Here is a 19,282-nt window from a genome sequence, read left to right as displayed (position 1 = left end):
TATTCTCCCCGCCCCCTTCGTCCCGCTGCTCGCCGCGGCGGCGGCGCACCGGCTCGTGTGCGCGGCCGGCGGGCTGCCCGACCCCGCCGGCGAGGGCGACGACCACCGGCTGCTGCCCGGGCTGCCGGCCGTGCTGGTGGCCGAGGCCCGGCCGCTGCGCGCGGAGTACCGCACCTGGCTGGGGCCCGACCGGATCGACGCGGACCGCCGCACACCGCTGGAGCCGGCCGCCACCCTGGCGGAGGCGCTCGGCCGGGTGGCCGCGCTCGGCGCGGAGCACATCGGCGCGGAGCCCGTGCCCTCCCCCGGGGCGCTGCGGCAACTGCCCGTGCCGCTCGCCGTCTGCGACCTGCCGGGCGAGGCGCCGCCGGGGGCGCGGCGTCCCGGGGCGGTCGTCGCCGGGGCGCCGCGCCTGGACCTCGCCCGCCTGGAGGCCTTCTGCCGGGCGGCCGAGCTGGGCCTGTCCGCCGGGGACCCCGCCACCGGGTACGCCGTCGGGGCGGACCCCGGCCACGCCTGGGGGCGGGCCCTGCGCCGGGCCGCCGCCCCGGACGCGGCCCGCCGGGCGGGCGAGGTGCTCCCGCGGGCCGCCTGGTGGGGCCATCCGCAGGCCCGCCACTGGTGGACGGCGCTGACGGAGCGGCTGGGCGTCCGGGCCCGCGTGGACGTGGTCCGCCTGGGCCGGGAGGCGTACCGGGCCGTCGTGCGCGCGGACACCGGCGGACCGGGNCCGGGACTCGGGTGGGCCGTCGAGGCCGCCCCGGGCGACGCGGCGGCCTNCGCCGCGCTCGCCGCCACCGCCGCCGCCGACGCCGCCCGCCAGGGCGTCGTCGTCGCGGACCTGTGCGCGCCGGGCGGTTCGGCGGCCCCCCTCGCGGCGGCCGGGGCCCGGCCGGCGCCCTGGGAGGACGAGGGGTGGACCGCGGGCTGGCTGGCCCGGCTGGCCGCCCGCGAGACGGCCCTGCACGACACGCTGCGCGCCCTGACCGGCGCGCACGACCGGCACACCGCCCCCGCGCCCCCCGGGGCGCGGGAACTCGCCGCGCGCCTGCGCGCGTTCGGCTTCACCGTGCTCGCGACCGGAGAGGACCGGCGATGACATCGGACCCGTGCCCGGTGCTGGGCCCGCTGCCCGTGCCGGTCCTCGGCCCCGACGCCGCGCTGGCCACCGGCGCGGGACGGGCCGTCGTCCTGCTGACCCGGTGGACGCTGGGACTCGCCGAGGAGCTGAGCCGCCATGCGCTCGCCCACCCGGTGACCCTGGTCCCCGTACGGCTCGACGGGGCGCTGTGCGTGGTCGGGCCGGTGCTCGGGCCGGGCGCCGCCGCCTGCCTGTGCTGCTCGGAGCAGCAGCGCCTGGCCACGGCGGGCGGCCGGGTGCCGTGGCGGAGCCCGGCGCTGGCGCTCGGCGGGGTGCCGACGCCCGCCCTGGGCGAAGCGGTCGGGGCCCTCGCGCTCGACCTGCTGGAACAGGCGCCGCCGGCCTCGGAGGTGCCCGGCCCGGCCGCGACGGCCACCGTCCACGTCGTGCACCACGGGCGTGCCACCTGGTCCACCCACCGGGTCCGCCCGGTCGGCGGCTGCCCGGTCTGCCGGCCCCTGCCGGAGGACTCGGCCGACGCGGTCGAGCCCCTGCCGGCCGGCCCGCGCCCGGTGGCCGACCCGCGGGCGCTGCGCGGCGCCAACGACCGCACCGGCGTCGAGGACCTACGCGCGGCGCTGCACGACGAGCGCTTCGGGCCGGTGCGCAGGCTGCTGCGCTCCGAGGACTCGGCGTTCTGCCTGACGACGGCGCTGGTGACCGACGGGCGGCCCCTCGACGACGGGGGGCACGGCCGCGCCGCCGACTTCGAGGGCAGCGAGCGGGTCGCGCTGTTCGAGAGCGTCGAACGGTACACGGGCATGCGCCCCACCGGCCGCCGCACCGTCCTGCGCGCGTCCTTCGCCGCGCTGGGGCCCGACCGGGCGGTCGACCCGCGGCGGCTGGGGCTGCCCGACCCCGCCTTCCACGGCCACCCGGCGTCCCGGACCGTGCCGTACGACCCGGCGCTGGAGCTGGACTGGGTGCACGGCTGGTCGCTCACCCGGGGCCGGCCCGTCGCCGTGCCGGAGCACGTCGCGTACTGGGACGTGCCGGGTCGCGGCGCGCGCGTGGTCTACGAGTCGTCCAACGGCTGCGGGCTCGGCAACAGCCCGGAGGAGGCGGCGCTCTACGGGCTGTTCGAGGTCGCCGAGCGCGACGCCTTCCTGATGGCCTGGTACGGGGCCACCCCCCTGCCCCGGGTGGAGCCGCCGGCCGACGACCACGACACCGCGCTGCTCGCCGACCGCGCGGCGCTCCTGGGCTACCGGCTCCTCCTCCTGGACGCCACCAACGACTTCGGGATCCCGGCGGTCGTGGCCGTCCTCCGCTACGAGGGCATCCGTCCGCAGGCGCCCCGGATGTTCCTCGCCGCGGGCGCGCACCACGACCCGCGCACGGCCATCCGGTCGGCGGTCGTCGAAGCCGTCACCAACGTCGTGGACTCCCCGCACCGCGCCGCGGCCGACGGGCGGCCCCGCGACCCCGAGCGGCTGCGCCCCATGCTGGACCGGCCGGACCTCGTGGTCACCCTCGACGACCACGTGGGGGTGAACACCCTGCCCGAGGCGGGACCGCGCCTGGGCTTCCTGTTCCGCGACTCGCCCGCCCGGCCGGTCGCCGCCGTGTGGCCCGGCGCGCCGGAGCCGGTCGCCGACCTGGGCGCCCTCCTCGCCTCGCTCGTCGCCCGGCTGGCGGACGCCGGCCTGGAGGTCGTCGCCGTCGACCAGACCGAGCCGGGACTGCGCGACCGCCTCGGCCTGTACGGCGCGAAGGTCGTCGTGCCCGGCTCCCTGCCGATGACCTTCGGGCACGTCAACCGCCGCACCCGGGGGCTGCCCAGGCTCCTGCACGTCCCCCACCGGCTCGGCCGCACCGGCCGGCCCCTGCGCCACCGCGACCTGGCGCTCCACCCGCACCCNNTTCCCCTGACCGCCCGCCCCGGCGCCGGCCCTCCGGCCGGCCCGGCTCTCCCCGTCCACCTCCCCGCCGAACGAGGGCCGCACGTGACGACGACCGACACCTGGCACAGCCACCACCTGTTCCTGCACTGCGGCACCGAGGACACCGACGCCTTCCTGACCCGGTGGCTCGCCCCCCGTCTGGACGGGCTGGTCGCCTCCGGCCAGGCCTCCCGGTGGTTCTTCATCCGGTACGGCGAGGACGGCCCCCACCTGCGCGTACGGGTGCGGGGGCTGAGCCCCGAAGCCGCCGCCGAACTGCCCGGGGCGCTGGCGCGGGCCGCCGCGGAGCACCCCGCGGTGGCGGGCGGGTCCTGGCCGTCCCGGCACGGGGAGGTCCGCGCCGTGGAGTACGTACCGGAGACCGGCCGGTACGGCGGCCCGCGGGCCCTGCCCACGGCCGAGGAGGTGTTCACCGTCTCCTCCCGGGTGGCCGTCGAGGCGCTGCGGACGCTTCCGGCCGGGTCCGGCGGCGCCGCGCGGCTCGCGATCGCGGCCGACCTGGCCCACGCCACGGCGTACGCCCTGGGCATGGACCGGCTCGCGGCGGCGAGGTGGCTGCGGCGCCACGCCTCCGGCTGGCGGTGGGTCACCGAGGTGGCGCTGCTCCCCGGCGCGGCGGTGCACACCCGCGTCCACACCGTGTACGCGTCCCAGCGCACGGCGCTGCGGCAGCGGGCGCGCCGGCTGCGGGAGGCGCTGCGGGGCGGCGGCGGGGAACCGTGGCTGTCGGAGTGGGTCCGGTGCGTGCGGGAGGCCGACGGTCGGCTTCGGGCCGGGGCCGGGGCGGAGGCTTCCGGCGCCGTGCCGCCGTGGGTGTGGGCGTCGCAGCTGCACATGCTGTTCAACCGCCTGGGCGTCGCCCCGGACGAGGAGCGCGCGGTGTGCCTGCTCGCCGCCCGGACGCTGCTGGACACCGACGACGCGCCGTCGTTCTTCCCCGAGGGGCACCGCGCGGCGGACGTGCAGTACCTGGAGCGCAGCAGGTTCCGGATCGGCCTCGGCGAGGACTCCCCGCTGCGCCCGCTGCCGCCGTCGGCGCTCCCCGCGGGCGTGGCGGCCGCCCCGGCCCCGCCGGAGGTGCCCCTGCCGGCCGGGCCGCTGCCCGAGGTGCCGCTGGGCGCCGCGCTGCGCGGCAGGACCTCCCTGCGCGGCGCGCTCCGCGGGCCGCTGGACGCCGGGGGGCTCGGCACACTGCTGTGGAACGCCCTCGCGCACAGCGGCACTTCGGAGCAGCGCCTCGCCGACGGCACCGTGCGCACGCTGGACCACCGCCCCTACCCGAGCGCGGGTGCCCTCTACACGGCCCGGGTGCGTCTGCTCGCCCTCGACGTGGCGGGCGTCCCGGCGGCCACGTACGACTGCGTGCCCGAGCGCCGGACCCTGCGGCCCGTGGGCCCGGTGCCGTCCCCCGCGGACGTCACGTCGCTGTCGGCGTACTTCTCCCGCCCGCCGCACGACCCCGACCGGATCGGCGTCGACGAGGCGCCGGTCCTGCTGGGCGTCTACGTGGACCTGGGGCTGCTGCGCCGCCGGTACGGGCTGCGCGCCCTGCGGCTGGCGCTGCTGGAGGCCGGCCACCTGACCCAGACCCTCCTGCTGGCCGCCGGCGCCCTGGGCCTGGGGGGCACACCGCTGGGCGGTTTCCACGACGACCTGGCGCAGGAGCTGTTCGGGCTGGACGACCTGGACCACCCCCTGCAGTACCTGCTGCCGCTCGGCCGCCGCCCGGCGGACTGACGCCACCACCGCGAACGGAGCCCCGCCTTCCCGCCCGGCGTACCGGGCGGGCGGGGGCGGCGGCCCGGCTCCCGGCCCGTGCGTCGGACCGCGCGCCGACCCGGCGGGATCCGGCGGGATCCGGCGGAAAACACCCATGATCGCGCCGAACTCGCGAACCCCCCCTCCCCCGCCCCGGCTTCCCGCCGGACAATCGGCCCATGGTCTTCTCCTCGCCGTTCCGGCCGTGGCTGCTTCCCCACGCCGTCCTGCTCGCCGTGATGGCGGGCTGGGGCGTGTTCCGCTACCCGCTCCTGCCGGAGCGGATACCGGAGCACATCGGGATCGGCGGGGTGGACGCCTGGGCGGGCAAGTCGGTCGGCGGCGCCTTCCTGCCGGTCTTCCTGTACGCGGGGATGACGGTGCTGATGGCCGGCTGCGCGGAACTGGCCCTGCGGGTGACGCCGCGCGACGAGCCGTCGAGGGCCGGCGCCGCGCCGTTCTCCGCCGCGCGGGCGGCCCACTCCCTGGTCAACAGGCCCGGCAGCCGGGCCTCGGCTCACCGGGTCGCCCGCGCCCTGCTGCTGTTCAACACTTGTCTCGGCGTCTCCCTGCTCGCGGGCTGCGGGGTGCTGTGGCGTTCCTCGCCGGACCCGCACGTGCCCGGATGGCTTCTCGCGGCGATGGTGCTGCCGCTCCTCGCCGGCACCCTGGCGGTCCTCGCCGCGGCCGTCGCCGACCGGAAGCGCTGAGGCCGTTCCCCTCCCGGCCGTCCCCGTGCCGGGACCGGCCGCCCGTGCGCCGGCCGCTCGGGCAGGCGGGCGCGATCCGGGCCCCGGCTGCTTCGGGCGCCCCGGTGGCCGCCGTGCGGAGACCGGCGTCCGGCGGTGTCCGCCGTGCCCCGGCCGCATGCCCCATGCACCCCCGGCCGGCACGGCGTCCGGCGTCCGGGCGGCCCCGCCCCCGGCCGCGTCCCGGGGCCGGGTCACGGCCTCACGCGGCGTTCGAGGTGGATGGCGGTGAAGACGGCGACCTTGGCACGCAGGGCCCAGGGGTCGAAGGGCTTGCTGATGTAGTCGACGGCACCGGCGGCGTATCCGCGGGCGGTGTGCTCGGGATCGGCGCCCATGGCGGTGAGGAAGATGATCGGCACGTCGCGGTTGCGCGGGCGGCGCTTGATCTGGGCGGCGGTCTCGTAGCCGTCCATCTCGGGCATCTGCACGTCCAGGATGATGACCGCGAAGTCGTCGTGGTCCAGCAGGGCCTTCAGCGCCTCCCGGCCGGAGGAGACGGTGACGAGTTCCTGCTCCAGCGTGGCGAGGACCGCGGTCATCGCCAGGAGGTTGTCGGGCTGGTCGTCCACGATCAGGACCTTCGGCATGCCCGTGTCCGGGGCCGCCACCAGGGCGGCGGCGGGTCGTTCCACGGCGTCGAGCTGCCGTTCCAGGAGCTCGCACCGGGCCTCCGCGGCCGCGCGCTGCTCCCGCGCCGCCTGGAGTTCCTCCCCGAGCCGCGCCACCTGCAGCTGGAGGACGTCGCGTTCCTCCAGGAGCCGGGAGACGTCGGGGTGCGCGGCCTCCAGCCGGTCGGCCCTGGCCCGCTCGGCCTGCCAGTCCACCTCCAGTTGCGTCAGCCGGACCTCCAGGTCGGCAATGCGGTGCGTACGGTCCAGCAGCGCGTCGCCCAGGATGTCGCCGCTCACGCTGGAGCGCCGGGAGATCCGGTCGGCGTCGGCCAGTTGCTCCTCCAGCACCCGGACCGCGTGTTTCGGGGAGGAACCGGCGTGGACGGCGGAGCCGTACAACTCGCGCACGAGTTCCACGGCCTCGCCGGTCACGGTGGTGCCGCGGTGTTCGGCCAGGTCGGCCAGCAGGTCGGTGACCACCTGCCAGGGAGGCAGCCGGGTGCCGTTCAGGTAGCGCGAGAGGGTGCCGGGGTCGCGTCGCCGCCGGGTCGCGTACCGCCGCACCGACACCTCCAGCCCCTCGAACAACTCCCGCAGGGCCTGGGCGAGCGCCCGCGCCTCCTCCGGGAGGTCCGGCCCCAGCGGTCGCAGCCTGCCCACGCCGCCCTGCCTCTCCGGCCGCACCTCACCCACGCTCCCCCGCCTCCCCGGCCGCTGCCGCCTCCGGCCGGCCGGCGGTGCCGGCCGGTTCGGCCGCGATGAGCCGGTTGAAGAACGGTACGGCGAGCCCGGCGCCCGCGAGTCCGGCGAGCACGCTGCGCGGCACGCCTTCACCCGCCCACCAGGACAGCGCCGCGGCGACGGCGCCGGCGAGCACCGCGAGCAGGAACACCAGGGTCGATCTGGGCGAGAGCAGGGCGCGGTCCATGCGCGTCTCCGTTCCTCCGGCCCCGGCCGCTCGCCGGGGCGCCGTCACCCGGACGGCGGTTGCCGAGCGGATGACACACAGCATGAGGTGTGACCGGCCCGTTGCACGAAGTGACCTCGCACGATGGGGTGACGGGCGGGGGGCGTTGCCCGCGGGCAACGCGTCCCGCAGGGCGCGTCCGCGCAGGTGCGGAGGCGGGAGGGGCGTGCGCCGCCGGTGTGTTGCCGCGCAACGTGGGCGCTCCCCCGCAGCGGGGCGGCGACGCGACGCCCCCGTCGGGTACGCCGGGGAGGACCGGGCCGGTCGGCGAGGCGGTCCGGCGGGGCGGTCCGGCGGGGCGGTCCGGCGGGTCGCGGTGCCGGAACCGCCGCGCACCGCCCGACGCGCGGGATGCCCGGCCGGAGGAAGCCGGACGGCGCCCCGGAGGGGGGACGGGCGAGGAACCGGTCCGGCTCCCCGCGCGGGCCACACGGCCGGGGAACCCCGCGGGTCACACGGCCGAGGAACCCCGCGGGCCGAGCATCCTGGCGAAGAGGTTCGCCGTCGCCTTCCGCACGCGCTCGTCCGCGTGCTCGGGGTCGTACAGGGCGAGCGGCCAGCCGAAGGTGCCGGCGGCGAAGAGCAGGGTGCCGTGGGCGTGGGTGCACAGGCTGGTGTTCTGGTGGCGCAGGCCCCGGCCCATGCTGTCCTGGTAGGGGGAGTGGGAGAGGAGGACCTGCTCGGCGTCGTCCGGGGCGGGCATGTCCTCGTCGTGGCCGTCGGCCTCGATCGAGACGAGATCCGGGATCCCGTCGCCCTCCTTGAGGCCGGTGCCCTTCCAAAGCCAGTGATCGGCGGCGCTGACGACCAGCGGCACGGGGTCCTTGAGCATGCCGTTGTACTGGACCCCCAGGAACGCCTGCTCGGCCCTGCGGTGGTCGTCGTCGAGCTTGCGCCACCGGATCGTGGGACCGCCCTCGCCCGGGTTCGGGTCCGGTTCCTCCTTGTAGCAGGCGACGACGCGGCAGTCCCTGCCCCGCCGGGAGGCCTCCAGGCGGGTGTTGAAGTAGAGGTTGTTCGCGCCGAGGAACGCGATGTGCGTACCGGCGGCGAGGGCGGCCTCGGCGTGGTCGCGCATCTCCTTCGACCAGTACTCGTCGTGGCCGGGGAAGACGATCGCGGAGTACCGGGCGGGGTCTATGCGGCCTTCGTGGAGGTCGACGCCGCTCGCGTAGGTGATGTCGTAGCCGGACTGCTCAGCCCAGCGCGTGAAGCCGGTGTCCATCTCGTAGAGGGTGGGCAGGCCCGTGTTGGCGTACGGCCGGTCGAAGGAGACCTCGTAGGCCCGCTCGGGGGAACCGCCCGTCTTCCCCTCGGACTTGTAACCGCGGTACAGGTTGCGGCCGGTGCGGCCGTCGCGGGGCCACATATTGTACGCCTGGTACGTGGTGAACGGCGCCACCATCAGGATGTCGGCGGGACGCGCGAGGTCGCGGACGACGAACGGGGTGTAGCTGCGGTGGCCGTCCTCGCTGGTGAAGACGGCGAGGAACATGCCCGAGACCCAGGTCCGGGGTATCTCCAGGGTCCAGGAGACGGGCCATGCGCAGTCGAGCAGGCGCGAGCCGGGCTTCTCGGCGGGGATCGGCCGCGCGGTTCCGCGGAGGCGGGGGCTGGTCACGAGGCGGCGGGCGCCGGCGCCGCCGTAGTGGCCGAGGCGGTGGACGGCCACGGTGAAGTGGTCGGAGCCGCGGACGGAGACGTGGAAGTCGACGGACTCGCCGGGGCCGACGGAGGTGGCGGAGGCGTAGCCCTGTATCTGGCCGTCCCTGTCGTTGGCCGGGCGTATGCCGGCCGCGCGCATCTCCCACTCCCGGGATCCGGAGAGCCCGTTCTCGCGCACCACCGGGTTGTCCCCGGTCCGCGGTGTCCGCCGCACCGGCGGCGGTCCTTCGGACCGCACGCCCGTCTGACACCCGGTCAGTGCGGTCGCGCCGAGACCGACGGCACCGAACGCCCCGAGGGCGGCACGACGCGAGACAGGGGACATGGGGGACCTCCGACGAACGTGACTCAGGGGGCGTCCGCCCTGTGCGCTCCGTAGGGGTCCCGCACGAAAGGCCGTTGACCGAGTGTAAGTTCGGCCACGCTGTGGTGACGGGCATGAGCGCTTCCTGTGAAGAAGCACACACATGCCGTGGGGGTGCGGCATTCACGAAAGCCGCGCCGTGACTCCGGCCGGGCGCATCCCGAACGGGCACCAGCGAGCACCTCGGAATCACGCCGGACCCGCCGACCGGAGATCCGTGAAGTCCTCGTTCGAGGCGTGGCGGGTCTGCGGGCCGCCGGGGCAGGGGGCTCTCCGTGGCCCGGCCGGCGATTCGGTACCGCCTTTCCGGCAGGTGACCGTGAAGCGAATCGGACGGCCCACGGCCGCCTCGTCGGCCGGGGCGGGATCGGTCAGGTGCCGGGACTCCATCGACGGGCCGTTGTGCGGGATCAGGAGGGGCGGTTCCCCGCCCGGTCGGCGATGCCGTAGTGCTGCCGCCACACCCCACCGGCCGCACCCCCTTCCTCGGGGAGCCGATGCCGTCCACGACCGGGGCGGCGTCCCGGTCGCCGGGTCGTCGACCACGTACTGGCACATACCGTCGAGGGCCTTGCCGGCGTCCCCGTCGATCCGGTTCGACATCCGGTGGATACGGCCCCGGACCCCACCGTCAACAGGGCGACCGGTGAACGCAGTTGACCGGCGGCCCCGGATGCGTCCGCGTGTCCGCGGGCCGCTTACACTCCAGGTGCGAACGGACGGTGACCGGCACGTCGGCGGGCCACCGGCAGGACCAGGAAGACTCGCAGACCGCACAGGCGGCGCGTGGTGTTCGCGCCGCGCCGCGTCATCCCGCTCGCGCGGCGGGCGGGGAACACAGACCGCAGGGGGACATTCGATGACCACGACCTCATCCGCTGACGACGGCGGCACCTCGGCCGCGGCGGCCGCCGGCCGGACCGTCACGGTGGACAGCGCCGAGGCACTGCTGAAGGCACTGGGCAAGGCCGCGCCCGGGGACCGCGTCGAGCTGGCTCCGGGGAACTACGACTGGGGCAAGCCGGTGGTGCTCCAGGCCGCCGGCACGAAGGAGGCGCCGATCACCATCGCCTCGGCCCGCCGCGGCGGGGCCGTCTTCGACGGGGCCGCGAGCTTCGCCTTCGGCCGCGCCGAGCACCTGGTGATCCAGGGCTTCCAGTTCCGGCAGCGCACCATGCTGACGGTGGCGAACACCGCCCGGCACATCAGGATCACCCGGAACCTCTTCGAGTTCGACGAGTCCGGCGACAAGAACACCTGGCTGTTCGTGGCCGCCGACGACACCCGCGTGGACCGCAACGCCTTCCGGAACAAGTCGTCCCAGGGCGTCTTCCTCCAGATCGACGGACCGGGGGACACCGTGGCACGCCGGGTGCGGGTGGACCGCAACCTCTTCCACGAGCACCGGTTCGGCGGGAGCAACGGCGGCGAGGCCATCCGGCTGGGCTACGGGGTGAAGGGGCCGGCGGTCGCCAACGCGGTGATCGAGGGCAACCTGTTCCTCGCGGCGTCCGGCGACGACGAGGTGGTCTCCGTGAAGTGCTCCGGCAACGTCGTGCGGAACAACACGATCACCGGCGGCACCCGCGGGTCGATCGTGCTGCGCTCCGGCGACAACAGCACGGTCAGCGGCAACTTCCTGCTCGGCACGGCGGGCATCCGGATCTACGGCGACGACCACGAGGTGTTCAACAACCACCTCCAGGGCGAAGGCCAGCTGGTCATCGGCCCCGGGGACCGCGGAGGGGAGCACCGCCCGGCCCGCAGGGCGCTGGTGGTCCACAACACCGTGGTCGCCACCGGCGGCCAGGCGGCGCTGCGGGTCAAGAGCGGGGACGTGCCGCCGTCGTCGGTGACGGTGGCCGGCAACATCCTGGTCTCCGACGGCAAGGCCGTGCAGGTGCCCGCGGCCAAGGACTTCACCTGGCGGGGCAACGTCGTCACCGAGTCGCGGGGCGACCTCCCCGCCTCCGGCGGCGTGCAGGCCGACCCGCGGCTGAAGGCGGACGGCACGGGGGTGCTGCGGCTCACCTCCGCGTCCCTGAAGGTCCCGGGCCTCGCACGGGTGCCGGACTCCTTCCCGCAGGCGAGGACCGACATCAACGGGCGCCCCCGGCCGGAGGCCGGGAACGCCGGAGCGGAGCAGTTCGAGGCGACGCCCACCGTCACGCGGGCGCCGCTGACGACGGACGAGGTGGGACCCTCCTCGAAGTAGGGTCCCCGGCCCGCCGGATCCGTCCGGCGGGCCGGTGCCGCCGTACGGCACCCGCGGTCCCGGCGTCCCGCGGTGGCCGCCCGGCCGGGCCCCCGCCGCCCTCGGCGGCTCCGCCGCGGGCGGGCCGGGAGGCCGGGCACGGGGNTCCGGGTCGGTGAGGGGCGTGCGGGGAGGGCGTACCGCCGGAGGGCGGTGCGGGCGGACCGGCGGCGGGCACGACAGGTCCCGGCGCGTGCGGCGGTGCCCTTGAACCCAGGGCCCGTCCGGGGTCTCCGGGTACCGTCGGATGCCGCCGGCGTGCTCAGTCCTCGAACGGTGCGGCGGCGACCAGTTCCAGGAAACCGTCGTGTCGTACCAGTTGCGCGATGCGCGAGTCCGGCTTGGCGGCCGTCTGGCGGCGTACCGCCTCGGTCACGAAGACGGTGAACCCCTGCCGGGGGTGGGCTTCGAGCACCTCGGCGACGAGGGCGGGCGGCAGTTTGTCCAGGCGCACCCCCATGATGTCCGCCGCGGCGCCCAGGTGGACCGCGGCCACCTCCGGCCGGGGGTCGCCGGCGGTGGTGATCTCCATGTGCAGGGTGATGGCGTCCCGGACCAGTTCGACGAGGTCGGGCCGGGCGCCGCGGGCGCGCAGCTCCTGTTCGGCCAGCGAGGCCCCGTGCACCTCGAACGGCGTCAGGGGGTCGTCGTACGTCTCGGTGAGGGCCAGGTCGTGCAGGGCGGAGGCGATGAACAGCGCTTCGGCGTCGAACTGCCGCCGCTGCCGTTCGAGGAGGGCCGAACCGAACCGGTAGGTGCGGTGGCAGTGGGCCACCAGTGTCGGCGGGCTCGCGGCGTGCAGCATCCGGTCGGCCGCGCGGGCGAGGGGCGAGTCGGGGAACGGGGACAACGGCACGGGGCTCTCCTGGTGGGTCAAGGTGTGGTGGGTCAGGGTGTGGTGGGTCAGGGTGTGGTGGGTCAGGGTGTGGTGGGTCAGGGTGTGGTGGATGGAGGGTCCGGCACGGAAGCCGGGCCGGCGGGGGGTTCGCCGGCGGGGCCGGCGGCGAGCGGGGAGCGGAAGCGGCGCCGGTACTCGGCCGGAGTGGTGACGAGGCGGCGCCGGAAGGCCCGGTGCAGGGTCGCCACGGAGCCCAGGCCGCTGGCGGCGGCCACCTCGGGCAGGGCGTGGTCGGTCTCCTCCAGGAGGCGGCGCGCGGCTTCCACCCTGAGGGCCTCGACGTAGGAGGCGGGTGTGCTGCCGGTGCGCTGCCGGAACAGCCGGGCAAGGTGGCGCACGCTCAGGTGCGCCCGCTCGGCGAGCACCTCCACCGGCAGTTCCTCGGTGAGGTGGTCGGCGATCCACCGGCGCAGCTCGTCGATCCGGTCGCCCGAGGGCGTCTGGACCGAGAGCGGCACGCTAAACTGGCTCTGCCCGCCGGGGCGTTTCACGTACATGACCATCGCGCGGGCGGTGGTGAGCGCCAGGGCCTGCCCGTGGTCGTCGGCGACCATGGCCAGGGCCATGTCCATCCCCGACGTCATGCCGGCGCACGTCCACACCCGCCCGGCCCGGATGAAGATCGGATCGGGGTCGACGGCGATCCGCGGGTGGTCGGCGGCGAGCCGCTCGGCGGTGAGCCAGTGGGTGGTGGCGGGCAGCCCGTCGAGGAGCCCCGCCGCGGCCAGCACGTGCGCGCCCGCACAGACGGAGGCCGTCCGGCGGGCGCGGGGGGCCGCCGCGCGCAGCCACTCGACGACGACGGGGTCGACCACCGGCTCGACACCTCCGTCCGCCAGGTCGATCGCTCCCGGCACGAGCAGGGTGTCCACCTGCCCGCGGACCTCTTCCAGCGCCACGTCGGCCACCAGCCGGACCCCGCTGGAGGTGGGCACTTCACCGGCCCGGGCCGCCGCGATCTGCACCCGGTACCCGGGGCGGTCCTCCCCCGTCATGTCCGAGGCCACCGAGAACACCTCGGCCGGACCGGTGACGTCCAGGAGGTCCACGCCGGGGAAGGCGGCGACGACGACTCTGCGGGGTGCGGGCATGCCGCCATGATTTCCCGGCCGTCACCATGGCCGCAATGACCGGTTTCTGTCACATACGGCCATGCGGGCCGCCGCACTCCCCCGCGTTCCCGGCCCGGTGAGGAGGCGCCCCGAGCGGAGGAGGGCGCTTGGCGGATCCCGGGGAAGCGAGCGGAGGAGGGCGCTTGGCGGATCCCGGGGAAGCGAGCGGAGGAGGGCGCTTGGCGGGTTCCGGGGAAGCGTGCGGAGGACGGCCGGAGCCGGGAACGGCGGACGGCCCCGGAGGCCGTCGACCGCCGCGGCGTGGAGGACGGGCCCGGTGCCGCCGGGCGGGAAGCACCCTCGGAGGGCGGGCGCGGCCACGGGCGGGCCGCGATGCGGAAGGGCGGGTACCGCGCGTGCGACCGGAGCGCCGAGGACTGCGCCGGCACCGTCCGCACCCGATGGGACGGCCACCCGCGACGAGACCGCCCCACCGGGCGACCCGGGCGGCGGCCCCGCCGGACACGGCAGTCCGGCCCGGGTGGGCCCGTCGCCGGCCCGACGGGGTGAAACGGCCGGGCAGCCGAGCCGGCGGTCCGGCGGGTCGTCGCACAGCACGGGATCGCCTCGTACGGCGAGGGGCGGAGCGCGGTGACGGCGCCCCGCGGCCCCGGACGTGCCTCACCGGTTCACGGCGAACCGCAGTTCCGGTCGTTCCCAGCCGACCTTCGGCGGCGCAGGAGCGACCGTGCCCACCCGCTCGGCTCCCAGGCGGCGGTAGAACCCCTCGGCCGGGGGGTGCGAGACGACGCGCACACCGGTCAGCCCGGCTTCCCGGGCCTGCCCGAGCATGTGTTCCACCAGGAGGCGACCCACGCCCGTCCCCTGGGCGGCGTCCGCCACGAACATCAGGTCCAGCTCCGGAGGGTCCAGCACCAGGGCGTAGAAGCCCAGCACCCGCCCGCCCGGCTCGACGGCCGTGAAGACCCTGTGCCGGCGGACGTAGTCGGCGGTGACCCGGTAGTCGGAAACGATCGAGGCGTACCGCCCCCGGTAGGCGCCGGACCCCCGGACCAGAGCGGTCAGGAGTTCCGCGTCCTGCTCGGCGGCGCGTGTGACTCTCATCGGCTGCATCCCCCAGAGTATAGGGGCGAACTCCTTGGCCGGGTCTTACATGACCGTTTCCGGACACCGGCGGTGCGGGCGCGCCCGTGTCCGCCCGCCGGGGTCGGTCCGGGCGGGCGGGGCGTCCGGGCGGGGCGTCAGGCCGGTGTGACGGTGGCGAGTTGGGCGAGCAGCAGGACCAGCCGGTAGGCCTCGGCGAAGTCGGACGCGGTGAAAGCGACCGTCCGGCCGCCCTCGGCGCGCGAGACGCCCGGTACGAGCGTCGCCAGGTCGACCATGAACGGCGCGGAGAGGTCGACCTCGACCCCGAGCGGTCCGGCGAGGACCAGCGGCGGGACCTGTGCGCGCCGCGCGACGGCTTCGGCGGCCGCGCGGCGCAGCCGTTCCCTCGCCTCCTCGGGGTGGAGGGCGACGGCGGCGCCCTGGCCGAGTGCCTGCTTGACCGGGACGGTGACCGCCGGGGGGCTCAGGGCGTCCAGTTCGGCGCAGGCGCCGTCGTCGCCGCTGAGCAGCACCACCGGCACTCCCAAGTGCCCGGCCATGGCGGTGTTGAGGCCGATCTCGCCCAGGGGGCGCCCGGCCACGCGCACGTCGAGGATCCCGTCGTTCATGGTGTGCGCCAGTACGGCCGGACCCCGGCCGGCGCGGGCGTGGTAGCCGACGAGCAGCACCGCGTCGGTGTCCTCGCCGAGTCCGCCGAGCATGCCCAGCGGACGCGGTTTGCCGCGGACCAGGCGCGCCCGCCGGTCGAGTTCCTCGGGCAGGAGGTTGCGAAACGGCCCGTGCGCGTCGGCGACCCACACCTCGGCGCCGGGTTCGGCGTCCAGGACGCCGGCGATCACGCTGTTCGCCTCGGCCGTCGCCGACCTGCGGCCGCGTTCGTAGTCGTGGTGACCGGGGTTGGTCTCGGCGGGGTGCACGATCCCCGAGATCCCCTCCATGTCGACGGAGATCAGTACCTTCGTCATCCGGGGAGCCTATACGCCGGCCGGCGGCCCGGGGTTGTCGAGGGCCGGCGCCGGTGCCCGGCCCCCTGCTGCTGCCGCCCGTACGGGCCGGCCGGACCCGGCACCGGCGGCGCAGGCGGCACGGGTACCCGGCGCCGGGGCCGGGGCCGGGCACCGGCGGAGGTGGTGGCGGTGGCGGTGGCGGTGCCGGCGTCAGCGGCGGTGTCGGTGGCGGCCGTTACGATCGGCCGCTGTGAAACTCGAAACGCAGATCTCCCGGCTCGCGGAGCTCGGGCTGCCCCTCGCCACCGGCAGGACCGTCGACGACCTGCTGCACTCCCTGCCCCGCGACGTGTTCGAGCGCAGGCCGTACGAAGTCCTGCTGTCCGTCCTGGGCGCCGAGGTGGAGGAGGAGCCCTGGGGGCGGTGGTTCTGCGACCGCGCGTGGAACCTCGACGCCGAGTGCGTCCACGGCCCTGGCGCGTACGCCGGGATCGCCCGCCAGCTGTGCCGGATAGCCGGCCGGCCCGACGCCTTCACCGATGTGCGGGACCACGTGGACCTTGAGGCGGAGGAGGCGTGGATCGAGTACGCGGTCGACGGCCGGGTGCGGCGGTGGAGCGCCGAAGTGCACGACGACTGGGCGGACATGATGGTGGTCTCGTACCTGATGGACGATCTGGAACGGGACGGGCGGCGCTTCTGGACCAGGGAAGGCGGCCAGATCGTGAACCTGTACTTCCTCGACGAGGCCGCCGCGCGCGGCGTCAACGGGCTGTTCGCCGACCGGGACCCGCTGGTGCCCGTCCTCGGCGGAGGCGGCTGAGCCCCCGCCGGGCGCGGTGGGGAGGAGCCGGGTGCGCGCCCCGGCGGCCGGGGAGCACCGGGCACGCGGCCCTCTCCCCGGGCGCCGGTTCCGGCCCCGCGCCCGGCGGGCCCTCGCGGGCCGCGGCGGTCCGGCGGGAAGTCGCGAAGCGGCGTTTGCGCGGCCCCGTCGGGCAACCGGCGCCGGTCCGCGGCGGTCCGGCGGCCCCGTCGGGGTGCGCCCCGTTCGAGGGCCGGTCGGGGGTCCTGCCGTCGCGCGCCCGGGACGTCGGGGGCGGAGTCCCGCACACCGCCGGGCGGCGGTCCGTGCCCCGCGAGGCGGGGACGGCCCGTGCCGTACGGGGCGCGAAGAGGACCGTCGGCCTGCCGGTCCGCGCGGGTGCCGGTCCCGGTGCGGTCCGCCCGCCGTGGCCCCGGGCGCGGGGCCGTCCGTCGGAGCGCGGGGCGCGGTGCCGGGGCTCAGTCCGCCGGGAGGAACGGGTAGTCGGTGTAGCCCTCGGCGCCCGGGGTGTAGAACAGCGCGGGTCGCGGCTCGTTCTCCGGGTGGCCCCCCTGCCAGCGCTCGACCAGGTCGGGGTTGGCGATGAGCGCCCGGCCCACGGCCACGGCGTCGGCGTGTGCGGCGTCGATCAGCCGCACCGCCTCCTCGCGCGTGGTCGGTGAGGCGAAGCCGCTGTTGACGACCAGTTTGCCGCCGAAGCGCCGGCGCAGTTCCCGGACCAGCTCGCCGTCGGGCTCGGCGTGCAGCACGGAGAGGTAGGCCAGGCCCAGGGGCCGCAGGCGGCCGAGCAGGGCGCCGTAGGTGGCCAGGACGTCGTCCCGGTCGGTCTCGTGGGCGCCCTGGATGTTGTGTTCCGGCGAGATCCGCAGTCCGACCCGGCCGGCTCCCACGGCCTTCGCCACCGCCGTCGTCACCTCGGCGACGAAGCGGGCCCGGTTCTCCGGCGAGCCGCCGTACTCGTCGGTGCGCCGGTTGGCCGCCGGGGAGAGGAACTGGTGCAGCAGGTAGCCGTTGGCGCCGTGGACCTCCACGCCGTCCAGTCCCGCTTCGACCGCCCGGCGGGCCGCGGTGACGAACTCCTCGACGACCTCCCGGGCCTCGTCGGCGGCCAGCGCGTGCGGCACCGCGTGGGGCTGCCCGCCCTCGCGCGTGCGGTCGCCCTCGATCGCGACGGCGCTGGGGGCGACGATCCGCCGGCCGCCGTTGTTGCCGGGGCGGATCGTACGGCCGCCGTGCATGATCTGCATTACGATGCGGCCGCCGCGGGCGTGCACCGCCTCGGCCACCCGCCGCCAGCCGGCCGCCTGCTCGTCGGTGACGATCCCCGGCTGGCCGGGGAAGACCTGCGCCCCGCGGCTCGTGTAGACGCCCTCGGTGACGATCAGCCCGGCGCTCGCCCGCTGCCGGTAGTGCTCGGCCACCAGCTCGCCCGGAACGCCCGAGGAACCGGAGCGCATCCTGGTCAGCGGTGCCATGACGACGCGGTTGGCGAGTTCCAGGTCCCCGAGGGAGACCGGCGTGAAGAGGGAAGAACCGAGCGAGGTCGATGAAGCGGTCACAGGCGTGGTTCCTTCGGCGGGAAAGTGGACGGGAGTGCGGGCCCCTTCCTCCCGACCCTACCCCATGTACGCGCTGCCGCGAACATGAGCGGTCCGGGCGGTACGCTTGCCGCATGGCCAGCCGCACCTCCACCCCGCTCGTCCACCCCGACGAGGAAGACCTCGATCTGTTCAGGATCATGAGCGCGCTGGCCGACCCGGTCCGGCTCGGGATCGTGGTGACCCTCGCCTCCTCCCCCGGCCTGGCCTGCAGCGGCTTCCGCCAGGACCTCGCCAAGTCGGCCCTGACCCGCCACTTCCGCGTCCTGCGCGAGGCCGGTCTGATCCGGCAGCAGGACATCGGCACCCGCCGCATCAACACCCTCCGCAAGGAGGAGCTCGACCGCCGCTTCCCCGGGCTGATCGATCTGGTGGTCAGGGAGGGCGCCGGCCGCGCGATCCCCTCCCCGGGCGCCGGAAACACCTGACGCCCCGGGCCGGGCAGACGGCGTCCGCGCCTCTCCCGGGCCCCGAGGTGGGCGCACCTCTCCGGAACCGCCCCTGCCGGGCCCGCGGCTCCACGCGGCGGGGCAGGCACGGGTCCGGACGGGACCCGAAGTACGGGGTGCGGGGTGCGGAACACGGGGCGCGGAGTGCGGGGTACCGGGCGCGAGCGGACGCGAGCGGTACGGACGGTCCGGAGGGTACGGACGCGACACGGGCGGCGGGACGCGACACGGCTCGGACGTGGATGACGGTGCGCGGCGGGATGCGCGCCGGGCGCCCGCGGGTCACCGCGCGTCCGCGCCCCACCCCGCCTCCCGGCCGCGCGGGGCGGACATACGCCGTCGGCGCCGGGGCACAAGGGGGGCCGTACGAAAGCCTGTTGGGACGGAACAGAGACGAGTGTGATCACATGTCCTCCTCCAACCACCCCCGGACCCCCGGCGACCACGCACGACCGCTCCCGGACGCGGGCGGGAAACGGGGCAACAGCCTGGCGATCGCCGCGCTCGTCCTCGGCGTCGCGGCGCTCCTCCTCTTCTGGACCGTCTTCGGCGGCGTGGTGCTGGGTCTGGCGGCGGTGGTGCTCGGCGTCGCGGGCGCGCGTGCGGCACGCGGGGGCCGTGCACCGCACGGCGGGATGGCGGTCGCCGGTGCGGTACTCGGCGCCCTGGGCCTGATCGCGTCCGTCGTGATCGTCGTGCTCGGTGCGTCCGCTTTCGACTCGAAGGAGTTCAGGAACTTCAGCGAGTGCATCGAGCACGCCGAGACGCAGGGCGAACGCGACGCGTGCAAGGACGACTTCGACCAGGAAGTGGACGACTGACGCCCTCCGGGCACCCCGCCCTCCCCGTCGGGGCCACCCGTACGGGGAGGGCGGACGGNNTCGGCGGCGCGCCCGNCGNCCGGNCNCNNCCTCCCGCCCGGGCGGCGGGGAGCCGGGTCCGGCAGCCGGAGGCGGGGTGCGGCCCCTCTC

General features: G+C 76.3%; 14 protein-coding genes and 1 pseudogene. 7 read left to right on the top strand and 8 right to left on the bottom strand.

From position 1 onward, the window contains the following. Nucleotides 1-1,095: 1,095 nt before the first annotated feature. The 3 genes and pseudogenes from MW084_RS23965 to MW084_RS23955 form a co-directional block, all read left to right on the top strand. A pseudogene (locus tag MW084_RS23965) lies at nucleotides 1,096-3,002 on the top strand (TOMM precursor leader peptide-binding protein); the annotation flags it as partial. A 2-nt stretch (nucleotides 3,003-3,004) separates the two neighbouring features. Beyond that, nucleotides 3,005-4,782 (top strand): thiopeptide-type bacteriocin biosynthesis protein (locus tag MW084_RS23960; protein ID WP_338057704.1); only part of this gene is annotated, 1,778 nt, incomplete at its 5' end. A 200-nt stretch (nucleotides 4,783-4,982) separates the two neighbouring features. Beyond that, nucleotides 4,983-5,513 (top strand): DUF1648 domain-containing protein, encoded by a 531-nt coding sequence (locus MW084_RS23955; RefSeq protein WP_010472140.1) that lies wholly within the window; start codon nucleotides 4,983-4,985, stop codon nucleotides 5,511-5,513. A gap of 233 nt (nucleotides 5,514-5,746) precedes the next feature. Here MW084_RS23955 and MW084_RS23950 read toward each other — a convergent pair whose 3' ends face one another. The 3 genes from MW084_RS23950 to MW084_RS23940 form a co-directional block, all read right to left on the bottom strand. Next, the gene (locus tag MW084_RS23950; protein ID WP_029553616.1) at nucleotides 5,747-6,826 is read right to left on the bottom strand and encodes a response regulator; all 1,080 of its coding nucleotides are present in this window, start codon (nucleotides 6,824-6,826) and stop codon (nucleotides 5,747-5,749) included. A gap of 25 nt (nucleotides 6,827-6,851) precedes the next feature. Continuing rightward, nucleotides 6,852-7,094 carry a hypothetical protein gene (locus tag MW084_RS23945; RefSeq protein ID WP_010472136.1) on the bottom strand — a complete coding sequence of 81 codons (243 nt, stop codon included), beginning with the start codon at nucleotides 7,092-7,094 and terminating at the stop codon, nucleotides 6,852-6,854. 490 nt (nucleotides 7,095-7,584) lie between these two features. Then, entirely contained in the window at nucleotides 7,585-9,012 is a 1,428-nt protein-coding gene (locus MW084_RS23940) for a N,N-dimethylformamidase beta subunit family domain-containing protein (RefSeq protein WP_010472135.1), read from the bottom strand. 1,009 nt (nucleotides 9,013-10,021) lie between these two features. Between MW084_RS23940 and MW084_RS23935 the strand changes: the two genes are divergently transcribed. Then, complete coding sequence (locus tag MW084_RS23935) at nucleotides 10,022-11,377, top strand: polysaccharide lyase 6 family protein (protein ID WP_010472134.1); 1,356 nt, start codon at nucleotides 10,022-10,024, stop codon at nucleotides 11,375-11,377. Between the two features lie 301 nt (nucleotides 11,378-11,678). Here the strand turns inward: MW084_RS23935 and MW084_RS23930 are convergent, their stop codons facing one another. The 4 genes from MW084_RS23930 to MW084_RS23915 all read right to left on the bottom strand — a co-directional run bounded on the left by MW084_RS23930 (nucleotide 11,679) and on the right by MW084_RS23915 (nucleotide 15,459). Next, the gene (locus MW084_RS23930) at nucleotides 11,679-12,272 is read right to left on the bottom strand and encodes an HD domain-containing protein (protein ID WP_010472133.1); all 594 of its coding nucleotides are present in this window, start codon (nucleotides 12,270-12,272) and stop codon (nucleotides 11,679-11,681) included. A gap of 77 nt (nucleotides 12,273-12,349) precedes the next feature. Beyond that, nucleotides 12,350-13,405, bottom strand: coding sequence for a GlxA family transcriptional regulator (locus MW084_RS23925; protein ID WP_010472132.1), 1,056 nt, complete (start codon nucleotides 13,403-13,405; stop codon nucleotides 12,350-12,352). A 642-nt stretch (nucleotides 13,406-14,047) separates the two neighbouring features. Continuing rightward, nucleotides 14,048-14,500 (bottom strand): GNAT family N-acetyltransferase, encoded by a 453-nt coding sequence (locus MW084_RS23920; protein ID WP_010472131.1) that lies wholly within the window; start codon nucleotides 14,498-14,500, stop codon nucleotides 14,048-14,050. 128 nt (nucleotides 14,501-14,628) lie between these two features. Then, complete coding sequence (locus tag MW084_RS23915; RefSeq protein WP_010472130.1) at nucleotides 14,629-15,459, bottom strand: M55 family metallopeptidase; 831 nt, start codon at nucleotides 15,457-15,459, stop codon at nucleotides 14,629-14,631. A 232-nt stretch (nucleotides 15,460-15,691) separates the two neighbouring features. On the opposite strand from MW084_RS23915, the gene MW084_RS23910 reads away from it, so the two are divergent. Continuing rightward, complete coding sequence (locus MW084_RS23910; RefSeq protein ID WP_010472128.1) at nucleotides 15,692-16,264, top strand: hypothetical protein; 573 nt, start codon at nucleotides 15,692-15,694, stop codon at nucleotides 16,262-16,264. 458 nt (nucleotides 16,265-16,722) lie between these two features. Here MW084_RS23910 and MW084_RS23905 read toward each other — a convergent pair whose 3' ends face one another. Then, the gene (locus MW084_RS23905) at nucleotides 16,723-17,823 is read right to left on the bottom strand and encodes an alkene reductase (RefSeq protein ID WP_010472127.1); all 1,101 of its coding nucleotides are present in this window, start codon (nucleotides 17,821-17,823) and stop codon (nucleotides 16,723-16,725) included. Nucleotides 17,824-17,936: 113 nt separating this feature from the next. Between MW084_RS23905 and MW084_RS23900 the strand changes: the two genes are divergently transcribed. Further along, nucleotides 17,937-18,290 carry an ArsR/SmtB family transcription factor gene (locus MW084_RS23900; RefSeq protein WP_010472125.1) on the top strand — a complete coding sequence of 118 codons (354 nt, stop codon included), beginning with the start codon at nucleotides 17,937-17,939 and terminating at the stop codon, nucleotides 18,288-18,290. Between the two features lie 428 nt (nucleotides 18,291-18,718). Then, nucleotides 18,719-19,132: a DUF4190 domain-containing protein gene (locus MW084_RS23895; protein WP_010472122.1), complete on the top strand. Its 414-nt coding sequence runs from the start codon at nucleotides 18,719-18,721 to the stop codon at nucleotides 19,130-19,132. Nucleotides 19,133-19,282: the final 150 nt, after the last annotated feature.

Origin of the sequence: Streptomyces sudanensis (genome assembly GCF_023614315.1) — a bacterium.
Lineage (GTDB): Bacteria > Actinomycetota > Actinomycetes > Streptomycetales > Streptomycetaceae > Streptomyces > Streptomyces sudanensis.
This window is presented reverse-complemented; position numbering and strand designations above follow the sequence as displayed.

Bases quoted from the DNA above. Each gene is read 5' to 3' on its own strand.
- MW084_RS23955 (WP_010472140.1), top strand. From the start codon at position 4,983: ATGGTCTTCTCCTCGCCGTTCCGGCCGTGGCTGCTTCCCCACGCCGTC.
- MW084_RS23945 (WP_010472136.1), bottom strand. From the start codon at position 7,094: ATGGACCGCGCCCTGCTCTCGCCCAGATCGACCCTGGTGTTCCTGCTC.
- MW084_RS23935 (WP_010472134.1), top strand. From the start codon at position 10,022: ATGACCACGACCTCATCCGCTGACGACGGCGGCACCTCGGCCGCGGCG.
- MW084_RS23925 (WP_010472132.1), bottom strand. From the start codon at position 13,405: ATGCCCGCACCCCGCAGAGTCGTCGTCGCCGCCTTCCCCGGCGTGGAC.
- MW084_RS23920 (WP_010472131.1), bottom strand. From the start codon at position 14,500: ATGCAGCCGATGAGAGTCACACGCGCCGCCGAGCAGGACGCGGAACTC.
- MW084_RS23915 (WP_010472130.1), bottom strand. From the start codon at position 15,459: ATGACGAAGGTACTGATCTCCGTCGACATGGAGGGGATCTCGGGGATC.
- MW084_RS23900 (WP_010472125.1), top strand. From the start codon at position 17,937: ATGGCCAGCCGCACCTCCACCCCGCTCGTCCACCCCGACGAGGAAGAC.
- MW084_RS23895 (WP_010472122.1), top strand. From the start codon at position 18,719: ATGTCCTCCTCCAACCACCCCCGGACCCCCGGCGACCACGCACGACCG.